Below are 13,885 nucleotides of genomic sequence, written 5' to 3'. Positions count from 1 at the left end.
ACTGTTTGAGTACTTCGCGGCGTCAACGACTCGCCCCGGTGAGCCCTATACGCTTGACAATATCAAAATCGGCATCAGCAAGAACGTTTTCAGCAAGAATCGAAATGTCCAGCAGGTCGCCGATTTCTTTAACGGTTTGCAGAAAGGAGGTTTTTTCCGAATCGCCGTGCAAATGATTGCTCAATTCCCGGCTTAAACGGACAAAGTCGGGTCTTAGGGTTTTCAGTTTGTCCAGTGGCATCGATTGGCCGTCGAAACGTTTCAGAGCGACCCGAACACCAAAAGTGCGGAGAAATACAATAAATTCGTGATAGGCGTCGAAATCTTTAGCGACCGCATAGGCGGAAAAGCTAATGATCAATTGCGGCGCGATCGCGGCATGTTGCTTGAGTTGCTGGGTTAACCATGCGCGAAAATCGCCGTTTTTAATCGTTCGGCTAGATAGGTTGACCGCGATATTCAGCGAGGAAGAAGAGCTTTCCAGATGAGTAATCACTTTTTCGATCACACCTCGATCCAATGCGACAATTTTTTCGTATTTTTCGGCTATCGAGACAAATAAGCCGACAGGCAGCGACGTGCCATGTTTGTCGAAGGCCTGGATAAATGCCTCCTCCATTAAAATGCGTTGATCAGCCAAGTTTTGAATTGGGCTGATGAATTGAATGGTGTAGGAATTTCGATCGACCACATCAAAGACCAGAGATTTCCATTCCGCTATGTCCTTGGCGCGATCATCTCCGGTTCTGATGTAATAGCTGTTGGGGCCGATCATCACGGCCTGTTCGTAAGCTTCGTGCGCCGCGGGCAACATATCTTCGGGTGAACCCATAGGGTCGATTGCAACCACGCCAATATGGCCGATATCGTCTTTGTGATGGACGTGTCCTAGTTCGGAGAGGGTCATGCTCAAGGATTTTGCCAGTTTTCGTGCTTGCGGCGGCTGAATGTTGCGAGCGAGAACGGCAAATTCAGCGCCATAAAAATGATAGGCAGTCGCTTCGCTGGAAAAGTTTTGTGCGGTCTGCTTCAGTTCTGCGGCGCAATTTTGTAAAAAATCATCGATTGCCTCGCTGCCGCGCTCTTTGACCAGGCTGGCCAAACAGTCGATTTTAAGCAGAAAAAGATAGCCGTCCGTGGGCTCCAGATAAAGCTGTTTTAAATCCGAGTCGAAGGAGTGTTTATTATAGAGTCCGGTGAGCCCGTCGAGCTGGAGCTTTTGGCCGAGAGCAGAGAGCTTGCCGTTCAGATTCGTCATCACGCCGCTCAATTTGCGTGACATGATATTCATCGAATGTGCGACATTTTTAACCTCGGTGGTCCAAGGCAAATGCGCAATCTTGTCGAAGTGGCCGTCGGCGATCGCCAAGGCGAGGTCGTTGATATCTTCGAGCGGCCTGAGCGTCAGGCGCAGGACGAAAAACAACACACAGATCCATACTGAAAATGCCAGCAGAGAGAAATAAAACGCATTTTTCGCCTGCTGGTAGAGTTTCAGATAGGCGTAGCCAGGGTTGACCGTGACATAGAGGGTGCCGCCGAATGTCCAGCCCGAGTTGATTTCGCTTTCCGCCGTCGCGGTTTCCATCGGCAGCAGCTTGATGAACCAGCTCGGCACTTCTTCAAAAACCTTGGCATTAGCCAACTTGACCAGCGTCTTGTCGTCGGCATTATCCAGTTTGATTTCCTTGTAATAACCCATGTCATAGATCGCGCTGATCATTGTTTTCAGGATCGGATCGGACTCTTTCAGGATGTAGGGGCTTAACGAAAGTCCCAGCGAAGTGGCCGTGTCCTGGGCATGCACCTGTGATTCGATCTGAAGATAACTTCTGATATTGTTGACGCTGATGACATAATTGACGCTGAATATCGCGAGGAAAAGCACTGAAATCAGTATCGATAGCTGCTTGGATAATGTCATTAAGTGACCTGCTGGAGGATGAACAATGCAGAGAATAAACCGACGGCGAGTTCATAGGGACTTCGGAATTGTAAGTGTAGTCCAAATACCCTCGCCCGGACGATTGGGGCTGTATTTGATGTCTTGAAGCCGGGTGGGATGCGCTGCCTACCAAGTTTATAGGCTCTGTTGACAGAGTCAATAGACCTTTCAGCGCAAGAGTGAAATAAAAAAGCCCCGGCCGAATTGCATTCAGCCGGGGCTTCGAGCTTAAAAGCGCTTAGGCTCTAAGGCGGGGCGATTACATCATGCCGCCCATGCCGCCCATGCCGCCCATTCCACCCATGCCGCCCATGTCTGGCATGCCGCCGGCTTTGTTGTCGGCAGGTGCATCGGCGATCATCACTTCGGTGGTCAGCATCAGGCCGGCTACCGATGCCGCGTTTTGCAGCGCGGTGCGGGTGACTTTCGCAGGGTCCAGAATACCCATTTCGATCATGTCGCCGTATTGGCCGGTGGCCGCGTTGTAACCGAAGCTGCCGGAGCCTTTCTTGACTTCATTGAAGACGACGGAGGGTTCGTCGCCGGCGTTGGAGACGATCTGGCGCAGCGGTTCTTCGATCGCGCGGCGCAGGATGTTTACGCCGACGGTTTGGTCGTGGTTCGCGCCTTGCAGATTTTCCAGCGCGGAAATCGCGCGTACCAGCGCGGTGCCGCCGCCGGCAACGACGCCTTCTTCAACCGCAGCGCGGGTTGAATGCAGCGCGTCTTCGACGCGGGCTTTCTTTTCCTTCATTTCGATTTCGGTCGCCGCGCCGACTTTGATCACCGCTACGCCGCCGGCCAGTTTCGCCAGACGCTCTTGCAGCTTTTCCTTGTCGTAATCGGAAGTGGCTTCGTCGGCTTGTGCGCGGATTTGCGCGACGCGGCCTTTGATCTTGTCTTCGGAGCCGGCACCGTCGATGATCGTGGTGTTTTCTTTGGTCACCTGGACTTTCTTCGCGGTACCCAGCATCGACAGTTCGGCTTTTTCGAGCGACAGGCCGACTTCTTCCGCGATCACGGTGCCGCCGGTCAATACCGCGATGTCTTCGAGCATCGCTTTACGACGGTCTCCGAAGCCTGGAGCCTTAACCGCAGCGACCTTGACGATGCCGCGGATCGTGTTGACGACCAGCGTCGCCAAGGCTTCGCCTTCGACGTCTTCGGCGATGATCAGCAACGGGCGGCCTTGTTTCGCGACCGCTTCCAGAACCGGCAGCATTTCGCGGATGTTCGAGATCTTCTTTTCGTAAATCAGGATCAGCGGATCGTCCAGTTCGACGCTCATGCTGTCTTGCTTGTTGATGAAATACGGAGACAGGTAGCCGCGGTCGAACTGCATGCCTTCGACGACATCCAGTTGGTTGTCGAGGCCGGAGCCTTCTTCAACGGTGATCACGCCTTCCTTGCCGACTTTTTCCATCGCTTCGGCGATGATGTTGCCGACAGACTCGTCGGAGTTGGCGGAAATGGTGCCGACTTGCGCGATCGCTTTGTTGTCTGTGCACGGGGTCGCGGAAGCCACGATCGCTTCGACCGCTTTGGTAACCGCGAGGTCGATGCCGCGTTTCAGGTCCATCGGGTTCATGCCTGCGGCAACCGCTTTCAGGCCTTCGTTCACGATCGATTGCGCCAGAACGGTCGCGGTGGTGGTGCCGTCGCCGGCCACGTCGGAGGTGTGCGACGCGACTTCCTTGACCATTTGCGCGCCCATGTTTTCGAATTTGTCCTTCAATTCGATTTCTTTCGCAACCGATACGCCGTCTTTAGTGATGGTCGGCGCGCCGAAACTCTTGTCCAGGATCGCGTTGCGGCCTTTAGGACCCAGAGTCACTTTTACCGCGTTTGCCAAAATATTGACGCCTTTCGCCATCCGGCTACGTGCGTCATCACCAAAATATACGTCTTTTGCTGCCATTTTAATTCCTGACTGATGTGTTAAATAGTTGTGATGAGGTTATGAGGAGGGCTTAGCCCAGTACACCCATAATGTCGTCTTCGCGCATCACGATGAGTTCTTCGCCGTCAATCTTGACTTCGTTGCCGGAATATTTGCCGAACAGTACCTTGTCGCCGACCTTGACTTCCAGCGGGCGAATTTCGCCGTTTTCCAGATGCTTGCCGGTGCCGACCGCCAGGATCACGCCTTGGCTGGGCTTTTCGGTCGCAGAACCGGGCAGTACGATGCCGCCTGCGGTCTTGGTTTCTTCCTCAACGCGTTTGACTATCACTCTGTCGTGTAACGGACGTATTTTCATCAATCTCTCCTAAAAAAATTAAAGGGTAAAAATTTATTAGCACTCGCGTTCAATGAGTGCTAATAATAAACAGGTTTTGCAGTCTGTCAAGTTCTTTGGCATCATCCCCACAACCTTAGCCGATTCCAATCACTCATGAATGACAACCAACTCTTACGCTACAGCCGCCAAATCATGCTGCCGCAGATCGATGTCGAAGGACAGCAGAAACTGCTGGCCGCCAAGGCGCTGATCATCGGCGCCGGAGGGCTCGGTTCGCCCGCTTCGATTTATCTTGCCGCGGCTGGTGTCGGCAACATTACGATTTTCGACGACGATGATGTCGACTTATCCAATTTGCAGAGACAGATCGCTCACTACACCGACGATATAGGGACTCCGAAAGTCATTTCAACCCGGCAGACCCTGAATCGGCTAAATCCCGACGTGAAGGTCAGGGCGATCAAGCAACGGCTCGGTGGCGCGGAGCTTGCCGAGGAAGTCGAGGCCGCCGATCTGGTGCTCGATTGCAGCGACAATTTCACGACCCGCTTTGCGATCAATCGGGCCTGCGTCGAGCACGAGACGCCGCTGGTCTCAGGCGCGGCGATCCGCTTCGAAGGCCAGGTCGCGGTGTTTACGCCGGGCACGGGGGATAGCCCCTGCTACAACTGCCTGTACCGAATGGATGGCGAAGAGCCGCTCAATTGCGCCACGAATGGCGTCGTGGCGCCGGTGACCGGCATCATCGGCGCGATTCAGGCGATGGAGGCGATCAAGCTGATCGTCGGTATCGGTGCAACGTTGACCGGCAGGTTATTGCTATTGGACGGATTGACGATGGAGTTCAATACGATGAAATTGAGAAAAAACCCGAAATGCCCGGTGTGTAGCGAAAACCACCTTGGATGGAAATTTTCGCCGATCTGAATAAGATTAAGCCAGAGGGATGCAGCGATGCGTGGCTTTACCTAGCAATTTAAATTATTACATGCACGGTGTCGATGCTGGGGGAATTCCGCAGAAAACAAAGCGTATCCGATAGCATTTTTAAAATGATGGTTCATCGGCAAAATGTGGTAAGCAAAAATGTGGCATGCAGAATATATACTGCGCCAGAACGGGAAAGTGGGGCGAAGTCACTGGCGGAAAGACAAGGCGTGAAAGCTCAAAATTTGAGCAATGTCGAAACGGCATTGCCGTGGCCGGGCCAAGAGGGCATATGCTTAATTTTCATTATTTTATCCGTTAGATAATAAATCAATAAGATTGGTTTGATATGATTCCACGCTAATCATTAATGAACAATTGATAGGTATTGTCATCATGCTACGTTTGGTGTGGGTTCGGCAATCCCTGTTGAAAATACCCGAGAACTTTTCGTTAAGCGCTTATTGATGACGGGTGAAATAGCCGATAGCCACATGCGTTCGCTTTGTCTCGACAAAAGGTTTTCCAATTTTTTCTTGTTCTCTCGGGTGATGTTGGCGGACGCTCGCCGGGGTTCAAATATGGCCGTAAAAGACATTGGCTTGAGCACGTCGCAAGAGCTCGGCTTTCAGGAGCCTAACTCATGATCAGGGGAGGCGGCGGTTCTCTTTTCACATCGGTTAGCCCGAGCGACAAGCGGATGCAGAAACCCGATTTTCAGGTTTTGTTCGAATCCGTGCCGGGATTGTACCTGGTGCTGGATTGCGATTTCCATATCGTCGCGGTCAGTGATGACTACGCGCGCGCCACCATGACTCGCCGGGAAGACATTATCGGCTGCGACATCTTCGAAGTTTTTCCTGACAATCCCAGCGATCCCTCCGCCGACGGGGTACGCAATCTTCAGACTTCCCTGATGACGGTGCGGAATACCCGGAAAGCTCATACGATGCCGATACAAAAATATGACATCCGTAAGCCGGGAACGGAAGGCGGTTTCGAGGTTCGTTATTGGAGTCCGCTGAACTCGCCCGTTTTTCATGCCGATGGCTCGCTTGCCTACATCATCCACCGGGTCGAGGATGTGACCGAGTTCATCCAGCTAAAGCAGCAGGGAGTTAAGCAAAGCGAACTCACCGAAGAACTGCAAGAGCGCATGGAAAAGATGGAAGCTGAAATATACCAGCGCGCACAGGAGGCGGTCAGGGCGAACGATAAGCTGCGCAACAGTGAGGAAAATCTTGCTGTCACGTTGAATTCGATCGGCGATGCGGTACTGACGACGGACGCCGAGGGGAAGGTCACGCGTCTGAATCCGAGTGCGGAACAGCTTACTGGTTGGCCCAGTAAGGAGGCATTAGGTCGGCCGATCACTGAAATTTTTCGGATTCTCAACCAGGACACGCGGCAACCGGCCGTCATTCCGGTGTTCGAAACCTTGGCAAAGGGGGCGATTCAGGGGGTGGCCCATCACACCCTTTTGATCGCCCGCGACGGCAGCGAACATCCGATCGCCGACAGCTGCGCGCCGATTCGGAGCCGCGCGGGGCAGGTGATCGGGACGGTATTGGTATTCCGCGACGTCTCCGATGAATACGCCACGCAGAAGGCCTTGCGGGACAGCGCCACACACATCCGCACGATCCTTGATAATATCGCGGATGGCATCATCACCATCAGCGAAAATGGCATCGTCGAGACGGTGAATCCCGCCGCTGAGCGTATCTTCGATTATGTCGCCGCTGAAGTCATCGGGAGGAACATCAAAATGCTGATGCCTGAGCCCTACCATGACGAACACGACGGCTATTTAAGGCATTATCTCGCCACCGGAGAGGCGCGCATTATAGGGCAGGTGCGGGAGGTTCACGGACGCCGCAAAGAGGGAGGCGTTTTCCCGCTCGATCTGAAGGTCAGCGAAATGCGCTCGGACGATAGCCGCCGGTTTATCGGCGTCGTGCGCGACATCACCGAGCGCAAGCGCACCGAAGAACTGCTGCAGCAGGCGAAAGAAAAAGCCGAATTCGCCAACCGCGCGAAAGATTCGTTTCTGGCGACCATGAGCCATGAAATCCGCACACCGCTGAGTGGATTGTTGGGCATGCTGGAATTACTCGCCCTCACGCCCCTCGATAACGAGCAGAAGAAAACGTTGCAATCGGCTCGCGATTCCGGCCATAGCCTGCTGCGGATCCTCAGCGACATTCTCGACTGGTCGAAGATCGAAGCCGGTAAGCTTGGGCTTTCGGTGCAGGCGACCACCATTGCGCATCTGGTCCAGGATGTGGTGAATACCTATGCCCATGTTGCCAGCGCGAAGAAATTGATTTTGCAGCAGCATGTCGATGACAGGATCGGCAAGGCGCATCTTGTCGACCCTCTCAGGCTCTCGCAGATTCTGAATAATCTGGTCAGCAATGCGATCAAGTTCACCCATCAAGGTTCGGTACAAATACGTGCCGAAGTGCTCGAACAGCTTGAGGGCGCTGAAACAATACGTTTTTCGGTCCAGGATACCGGCATCGGCCTCGATCAGGCCCAAAAATCGCGGCTGTTCCAGCTCTATACGCAAGCGACCGACAATACCGCGCGCATGTACGGTGGCACCGGACTCGGCCTGGCGATCTGCAAACGCCTTGCTGAAATCATGGACGCCCACCTCGATCTGGAAAGCATCCCGGGGCAGGGTTCGACCTTCAGTCTTACGCTGATCCTGCCTTTGACCGAGATCAAGACGATACCGTCATGTGTGCAAGGCACCGAGATTTCGCCCACTGAGCCACTCGCGGCTGATGTCGCCACCGCCCCGATCGTGCTTGCCGTGGATGATCATCCGGTCAATCTTGCCTTGCTGGTACGTCAGATAGAACTGCTCGGCCTGCGCGTCGAATCCGCACAAGACGGCGAGTCAGCATTGGCGTTGTGGCGGAGCCGACCGATCGCAGCAATCATTACCGATTGCCATATGCCCACTATGGACGGCTATGAATTGGCCAGGGCCATCCGGAAGGATGAACGATTGGAAGCGCGTCCTCGCATGCCGATTATTGCCTGTACGGCGAACGCCCTCGGCGAAGAATACGAACGCTGTCGCGTTGCCGGCATGGATGAAGTGATGGTCAAGCCGACCAACCTGAAAACCTTGCGTGCCATGTTGCTGCGTTGGCTTCCAGGGCTGGGTGAGGTCGAGAAGCAGACGCAGCGTAAGCCTCTCCAACAAAATGCCGATCCTCCGGTTGATTTTTCCGACCTTTCCGAAGCGGTGCCGGACAGGGCTGGGCAGATAGACCTGCTGCGCAAGTTTCAACGCTATCAGCGCAACGATCTTGAGCAATTGCAAGCCCGTCTCGAACAGGCCGATATGGCCGGGACGGCGTACGCGGCGCATCGCATCAAGGGGGCGAGCAGAATGGTGGGGGCTCGCGAACTTGCGAGCGCTTATGAGGCCATCGAGCAGGCCGCAAAGCAGAACGATCACGATGCCGTGTGCCGGGGCTTTCAGTTATTGGCCGATGCGGTGAATCGATTTGAAAATTATCTCTCTCTGCTGGACGTTGCGGAATAAAGAAGCTTGAGGAAATATTGATGAAAGCGGATGAGCTCCATTTCCTGGTGGTCGAGGACGATGATTTTCAGCGCCAAACCCTGGCCGATATGCTGCATTCTCTGGGCGCTAAGTCGGTGCAGCAGGCTGGCGACGGCAAGCAGGCGCTGGCGACATTGCAATCGGAACAGTCGTACCCGATTGATATTGTGCTTTGCGATCTGGAGATGCCGGAAATGGACGGCATGGAATACTTCCGGCACCTGGGCAGTTCGCACGCCGACATCTCGCTGGTTATCATCAGCGCGCTGGATTCCGCTCTAATCACCTCGGTCGAAAAAATGGCGCTTGCCTACGGAATCAGGCTGCTGGGCGCGATTGAAAAACCCATCACGCGGTCTCGCCTGCAGGCGCTGATTGGGCAGCATGAATCGGTTTGTCCCAAGCCGACAGCGACATCGACGACGCCTTCGAGCTTTACCTTCGAAGAGATCATGGACGGTTCGCGGCATGATCAATTCGAAGCGTTTTTCCAGCCCAAATTGGAGTTATCCACGGGGCGCATCACGGGGGCCGAAGTGCTGGCAAGGTGGATACATCCGAACCATGGTGTGATCGCGCCTTATGCTTTTATCGATCAGTTGGAGCAAAGTGGCAAAATTAATGATCTGACTTTTATTATGCTGGAAAAAGCGGCTGCCGCCTGCCGCCAACTGCTTCAACGCGGTCAGACGTTAAGCCTGTCGGTCAATATTTCGCTGACTTCGCTCACCGACACGACGCTGGCGAGCCGGATTACACAGGTCATACGCAACGCAGGCATCGATCCTCGCCATATTATCCTGGAAGTGACCGAAAACGCGGCCATGACCGATGTTGCGCACGTTCTGGAAAATCTGGCACGTTTGCGCATGTACGGCTTCGGATTATCGATAGACGATTACGGTACCGGCTACTCCAGCATGCAGCAGATTACGCGCATTGCCTTCAGCGAACTGAAGATCGATAAGGCGTTCGTGAAAGGCTTTGCCGAAAACGGGCCGCTGCGGATCATTGTGCAGTCGAGCATTGATATGGCGCACAAGCTCCGCATCAAGTGCGTCGCCGAAGGTGTCGAGACGGAGCAGGACTGGGATGCGCTCAAGAGCATGGGCTGTGATGTGGCGCAGGGTTATTTCATAGCCAAACCGATGGACCTGGCGTCGCTTTGCGATTTTTGCGAAAGAAAAGTGGCACTCTAAGCCGGAGGCAAACGATTCAGCCGCCAGAATAGAGGTTTCGTATTTGAGGGTTCTTCGATCTGTCTGGGGCGAATCCAGCCCGCCAGATTATTAAAATCCAGGAGGGCTGGATTCGCAAAAATGCATAGCTGCATCACATAGGCGTCGACGACGGCCGTTGTTATTTGCCGCCGGCCATGCCTTTTTTAATCATGCCGATGACTTTTTCTGCGAGATCGTTGATCACCGAAGGGCTATCGCCGTGCGGTTCGGTTTCGCCGAAAGGTTTCGCATTGGTCTGTGTAAATTTGTAGATGAAATAGCCGAGCGGCGCAAAAGCCCCGGCGGCGATCACCAGCATCACCAGAAACAGTTCTGTCACTTCACCCATAGTGCCTCCTCATGATTTATATAGTTATATTCGCGTTTAGGTGAAATTTGATCATACTCTTTTCCTGAGCAAAAAACATCCGTAAAACTGTGACAATTGCGGGGCGGAGGTGCCGCGTAGGGCTTTTCCGCAGGCGCCTGATCGACCGTTTGAATGCACGGCCCGATATTTTTCGCATGCCTTGTCAAGGACTTGAAAAAGGCGCGATTTAACCGCGAGAACAACGCAGGGCGGGAGGCGGGGCCTGGGCTGGCAAAATGTTGCGTAAACCCGGAGATCATCGTATACTTCGGCTTGGCTTACTTGATCAAGCTGGCATAAACACAATAACTTCTGGAGGTTACTACTATGAAATGGGAAACACCAAGCTACACAGACCTGCGTTTCGGTTTCGAAGTCACCATGTACATCTACAACCGTTAATCGGCACTTCGGTCTGGTTAGAAAAAGGGGATCGCAAGATCCCCTTTTTTTTGCCTGATAAATCCGATTCCCTTATAGTATGCGGTATTTTTCGGTCACAGCAGGATAGTTTCGTCTCATGAAGATCAGAGTACTCGGCGCCGGCGCCGGCGGCGGTTTTCCGCAATGGAATTGCAATTGCCACAACTGCCGGAGGATTCGCCGCGGCGAAATGCACGGCAAGGCCCGCACCCAGTCATCGATCGCGGTCAGCACCGACAATCGCAACTGGCTGCTGATCAATGCGTCGCCGGACATTCGCACGCAACTGGAAGCGTTTCCGGCGATCCAGCCGCAACAGGGCATACGCGATACCGGCATCAAGGCGATCTTGCTGATCGACAGCCAGATCGACCACACGACCGGGCTCCTGATGCTCAGAGAAGGCAAGCCGCTCGACATCTATTGCACCGAGATGGTCCGGCAGGATCTGACCAGCGGCTTTCCGGTGTTCACCATGCTATCGCATTACTGCACGGTCAATCACCACCCGGTGCCGACCGACGGCGGCAGCTTCACGATTCCGGGCATAGCCGATCTGCGCTTTTATACGCAGGCGCTGAAAAGCAAGGCGCCGCCGTATTCGCCGCACCGCCACGATCCGCATGACGGCGACAATATCGGCCTGATCGTCGAACAGATTTCGACCGGCAAAAAACTGTTTTATTCGCCGGGGCTCGGCGAGATCGAACCGCACGTACTGGCGGCGATGCAGGCGGCCGACTGTCTGATGGTCGACGGCACCTTCTGGACCGACGACGAAATGTGCGCGCAACAGATCAGCCAGAAACGGGCGCGGCAGATCGGCCACTTGCCGCAATCCGGCGAAGGCGGCATGATCGAGGTGCTGAGCGGCGTCGGCAAGGCGCGCAAGATTCTGATCCATATCAACAATACCAATCCGATCCTGGACGAGGATTCGGCCGAGCGCAAGATACTCGGTGCGAACGGCATCGAAGTCGCCTACGACGGATTGGAAATCGATTTATAACGGAGACCACATGAGCCAGAACGAAAATCAGCCTTGGAGCCGGCAGGAATTTGAAGCCCAGTTGCGCGGCATGGAAAAGTATTATCATATCCATCATCCGTATCACCTGCTGATGAATGAAGGCAAGTTGACCCGCGAGCAGATTCAGGGCTGGGTCGCGAACCGCTATTACTATCAGGTCAGCATTCCGTTGAAGGATGCGAACATCCTGGCCAATTGCCCGGACCGCGAGACCCGCGCCAAATGGATTCAGCGCATTCTCGACCATGACGGCCATCCGGGAGATCCCGGCGGCATCGAGGCCTGGATTCAACTCGGCATCGCGGTCGGCCTGAGCCGCGAGGAAATCACCTCCGAGAAATATGTGTTGCCGGGCGTGCGCTTTGCGGTCGACGCCTATGTGAATTTCGCGCGCCGCGCGGAATGGCACGAGGCGGCCAGTTCGTCATTGACCGAACTGTTCGCGCCGAAGATCCATCAGCAGCGCCTCGACAACTGGCCGGAGCATTATCCCTGGGTCGAGCAGGAAGGCTACATCTATTTCCGCAAACGCCTGACCGAAGCCCGCCGCGACGTCGAACACGGCCTCGCGATCACGCTGGACTGGTACAAGACCCGCGAGCAGCAGGAGAGGATGGTCCAGATTCTGCAATTCAAGCTGGATGTGCTGTGGACGATGGCCGATGCGATGTACATGGCATACGTCCACAAGATGCCGCCGTATTTCAATATCGAAAAGTAAAGGCGCTGCGCCGGTCTAAGCGGCCGCCTTAAAATTCGACCACCGCGTCCGCGCCGATCAGCAACTGGTTGTCGCGGCTGCCCCGCGCATAAGCCGGCGTGGCCGAATCGGCCCAGTCATAGCGGAGTTCCGGGCGCAGCGTCAGGAAGGACAGGGGTTTCCAGTTCAGGCCCAGGGTTACTGCGTAATAGCCTGCTTCCCCGGCGTTATAGCGGGAGCCGTTCTGGTCGCGGAACCATTCCGCGCGGATCCCAGCGCCGAGAGAGTCGGCAACATCATAGCTCAGATACTGCACGAGCGAATACCAGTCCGCGCTGGCGCTGCCGGGACCGAACGCCTGGTCCTGCCAGCCGCGGTCATGCTGCAGCACATAATGCCATTTTTGACCGATGAGCTGACGCCAGATCGCCGTGAAATAAGTGCGGTTGTCCTCGAAGGTATCGCTGGCGTCGCCGTTCAACACCGAAAACGACAGACCGCTCTCGCCGTCATCGGCGGTCCAGTTGAATCCGCCGAGAAAGCTCCAGGCGCCAAAGTGCCGATCGAAATTGTCCGCCCCGGTCACCGCGCCGGAGTACAGCGTCAGATCGTCGCGCAGCGCATAGGACAGTAATGCCCCGGTATGCGTGAACGGCGAAGACTTCATGCTGTACGAATGCGAATAGAAGAAGTTCGGCGGCGAGGGCACCGACTCGTAGCCGATGATGCTGTAAAAATGGCCGATTTTGGCGCTCAGCCCGTTACCCCAAGGTAAGCCGACTTCGAGATAAGCCTGCGGCAAGGCAACGTCGTAGAAGCGCAGGTCTTTTTGATCGATCAGATTATCGTCCCAATGGCCGGTAGCCTGCGTATAAGGCGTATCGGTGCCGAACATCGCATCGAAGCGCCCGCCCCAGTCGAACCGGCCACTTTTCAGATCCACCGAGCGCTCGAAAAATAAATTCAGCTGATGCAGATGCAGCTCGTCGGTGCGGTCATTGAATGACACCGGGCTATTCAGCCTGTCCTCCGGCTCGGCGAAATTATGGTTGATGCCGACCGTTAGCCAGCCGCCGGCATCGATGCCGAACTCATCGATTCCCAAATCCTCGCTCAGCGTGCCGTCGCTGAGGGTTTGATAAAGCCCTTTGGGAGGATCTTCGGCGGCGCCTGCGGCAGGCGCCATCAATAGCGCGTGCGCGATGCACGCGGCCATCGCCGGATAGGCCGCGCAGGACCGTAGCGGCCAATGGCTTAACATCGGGTCTGCCGATTTAATAGGGCGGAACATTTATATCCTTTAATTCAGTAATCGCTCTGGGGCTTGAGTGGAGCGTTTCCGTGCCGTTCACGGGAACGAAATAGAGTCTTACGCCTCTTATTGTATTGCAAAAACCAATAGATTTTTCTTTGCCTCCACGCATGCTGCCGTTATTGCCATGCC

At 54.8% G+C, this 13,885-nt stretch carries 11 protein-coding genes; 6 read left to right on the top strand and 5 right to left on the bottom strand.

Annotation, left to right across the window (positions count from 1 at the left end):
• Positions 1-22 precede the first annotated feature (22 nt).
• The 3 genes from ACEPPP_RS08600 to groES form a co-directional block, all read right to left on the bottom strand.
• Positions 23-1,924, bottom strand: a complete 1,902-nt coding sequence (locus ACEPPP_RS08600; RefSeq protein WP_374090648.1) for a LapD/MoxY N-terminal periplasmic domain-containing protein — start codon at positions 1,922-1,924, stop codon at positions 23-25.
• Positions 1,925-2,204: 280 nt separating this feature from the next.
• Positions 2,205-3,863 (bottom strand): chaperonin GroEL, encoded by a 1,659-nt coding sequence (gene groL / locus ACEPPP_RS08595; protein WP_374090647.1) that lies wholly within the window; start codon positions 3,861-3,863, stop codon positions 2,205-2,207.
• 52 nt (positions 3,864-3,915) lie between these two features.
• The gene (groES, locus tag ACEPPP_RS08590; protein WP_374090646.1) at positions 3,916-4,203 is read right to left on the bottom strand and encodes a co-chaperone GroES; all 288 of its coding nucleotides are present in this window, start codon (positions 4,201-4,203) and stop codon (positions 3,916-3,918) included.
• A gap of 135 nt (positions 4,204-4,338) precedes the next feature.
• Between groES and ACEPPP_RS08585 the strand changes: the two genes are divergently transcribed.
• The 3 genes from ACEPPP_RS08585 (at position 4,339) to ACEPPP_RS08575 (ending at position 9,897) form a co-directional block, all read left to right on the top strand.
• Complete coding sequence (locus ACEPPP_RS08585; RefSeq protein WP_374090645.1) at positions 4,339-5,112, top strand: ThiF family adenylyltransferase; 774 nt, start codon at positions 4,339-4,341, stop codon at positions 5,110-5,112.
• 700 nt (positions 5,113-5,812) lie between these two features.
• The gene (locus ACEPPP_RS08580) at positions 5,813-8,677 is read left to right on the top strand and encodes a PAS domain S-box protein (RefSeq protein ID WP_374090644.1); all 2,865 of its coding nucleotides are present in this window, start codon (positions 5,813-5,815) and stop codon (positions 8,675-8,677) included.
• Positions 8,678-8,697: 20 nt separating this feature from the next.
• Positions 8,698-9,897 carry an EAL domain-containing protein gene (locus ACEPPP_RS08575; RefSeq protein ID WP_374090643.1) on the top strand — a complete coding sequence of 400 codons (1,200 nt, stop codon included), beginning with the start codon at positions 8,698-8,700 and terminating at the stop codon, positions 9,895-9,897.
• 160 nt (positions 9,898-10,057) lie between these two features.
• Here the strand turns inward: ACEPPP_RS08575 and ACEPPP_RS08570 are convergent, their stop codons facing one another.
• Complete coding sequence (locus tag ACEPPP_RS08570) at positions 10,058-10,267, bottom strand: hypothetical protein (RefSeq protein WP_374090642.1); 210 nt, start codon at positions 10,265-10,267, stop codon at positions 10,058-10,060.
• A 348-nt stretch (positions 10,268-10,615) separates the two neighbouring features.
• Between ACEPPP_RS08570 and pqqA the strand changes: the two genes are divergently transcribed.
• The 3 genes from pqqA to pqqC all read left to right on the top strand — a co-directional run bounded on the left by pqqA (position 10,616) and on the right by pqqC (position 12,462).
• Complete coding sequence (pqqA, locus tag ACEPPP_RS08565; RefSeq protein WP_006892363.1) at positions 10,616-10,690, top strand: pyrroloquinoline quinone precursor peptide PqqA; 75 nt, start codon at positions 10,616-10,618, stop codon at positions 10,688-10,690.
• 118 nt (positions 10,691-10,808) lie between these two features.
• Positions 10,809-11,720: a pyrroloquinoline quinone biosynthesis protein PqqB gene (gene pqqB, locus ACEPPP_RS08560; RefSeq protein WP_374090641.1), complete on the top strand. Its 912-nt coding sequence runs from the start codon at positions 10,809-10,811 to the stop codon at positions 11,718-11,720.
• Positions 11,721-11,730: 10 nt separating this feature from the next.
• Positions 11,731-12,462 carry a pyrroloquinoline-quinone synthase PqqC gene (pqqC, locus tag ACEPPP_RS08555; protein ID WP_374090640.1) on the top strand — a complete coding sequence of 244 codons (732 nt, stop codon included), beginning with the start codon at positions 11,731-11,733 and terminating at the stop codon, positions 12,460-12,462.
• 28 nt (positions 12,463-12,490) lie between these two features.
• Here the strand turns inward: pqqC and ACEPPP_RS08550 are convergent, their stop codons facing one another.
• Positions 12,491-13,702 carry a porin gene (locus ACEPPP_RS08550; protein WP_374090639.1) on the bottom strand — a complete coding sequence of 404 codons (1,212 nt, stop codon included), beginning with the start codon at positions 13,700-13,702 and terminating at the stop codon, positions 12,491-12,493.
• Between the last annotated feature and the right edge of the window lie 183 nt (positions 13,703-13,885).

Source organism: Methylomicrobium lacus, assembly GCF_041897535.1.
Lineage (GTDB): Bacteria > Pseudomonadota > Gammaproteobacteria > Methylococcales > Methylomonadaceae > Methylomicrobium > Methylomicrobium lacus_A.
Note: the sequence above shows the minus strand (reverse complement) of the source record. Positions and strands in the feature narration are given on the sequence as shown.

What these genes read in the sequence shown, in the direction of transcription:
- ACEPPP_RS08550 (WP_374090639.1), bottom strand. Translation starts at nt 13,702, where the DNA reads ATGTTAAGCCATTGGCCGCTACGGTCCTGCGCGGCCTATCCGGCGATG.
- ACEPPP_RS08570 (WP_374090642.1), bottom strand. Translation starts at nt 10,267, where the DNA reads ATGGGTGAAGTGACAGAACTGTTTCTGGTGATGCTGGTGATCGCCGCC.
- ACEPPP_RS08575 (WP_374090643.1), top strand. Translation starts at nt 8,698, where the DNA reads ATGAAAGCGGATGAGCTCCATTTCCTGGTGGTCGAGGACGATGATTTT.
- ACEPPP_RS08580 (WP_374090644.1), top strand. Translation starts at nt 5,813, where the DNA reads ATGCAGAAACCCGATTTTCAGGTTTTGTTCGAATCCGTGCCGGGATTG.
- groES (WP_374090646.1), bottom strand. Translation starts at nt 4,203, where the DNA reads ATGAAAATACGTCCGTTACACGACAGAGTGATAGTCAAACGCGTTGAG.
- ACEPPP_RS08600 (WP_374090648.1), bottom strand. Translation starts at nt 1,924, where the DNA reads ATGACATTATCCAAGCAGCTATCGATACTGATTTCAGTGCTTTTCCTC.
- ACEPPP_RS08585 (WP_374090645.1), top strand. Translation starts at nt 4,339, where the DNA reads ATGAATGACAACCAACTCTTACGCTACAGCCGCCAAATCATGCTGCCG.
- pqqC (WP_374090640.1), top strand. Translation starts at nt 11,731, where the DNA reads ATGAGCCAGAACGAAAATCAGCCTTGGAGCCGGCAGGAATTTGAAGCC.
- groL (WP_374090647.1), bottom strand. Translation starts at nt 3,863, where the DNA reads ATGGCAGCAAAAGACGTATATTTTGGTGATGACGCACGTAGCCGGATG.
- pqqB (WP_374090641.1), top strand. Translation starts at nt 10,809, where the DNA reads ATGAAGATCAGAGTACTCGGCGCCGGCGCCGGCGGCGGTTTTCCGCAA.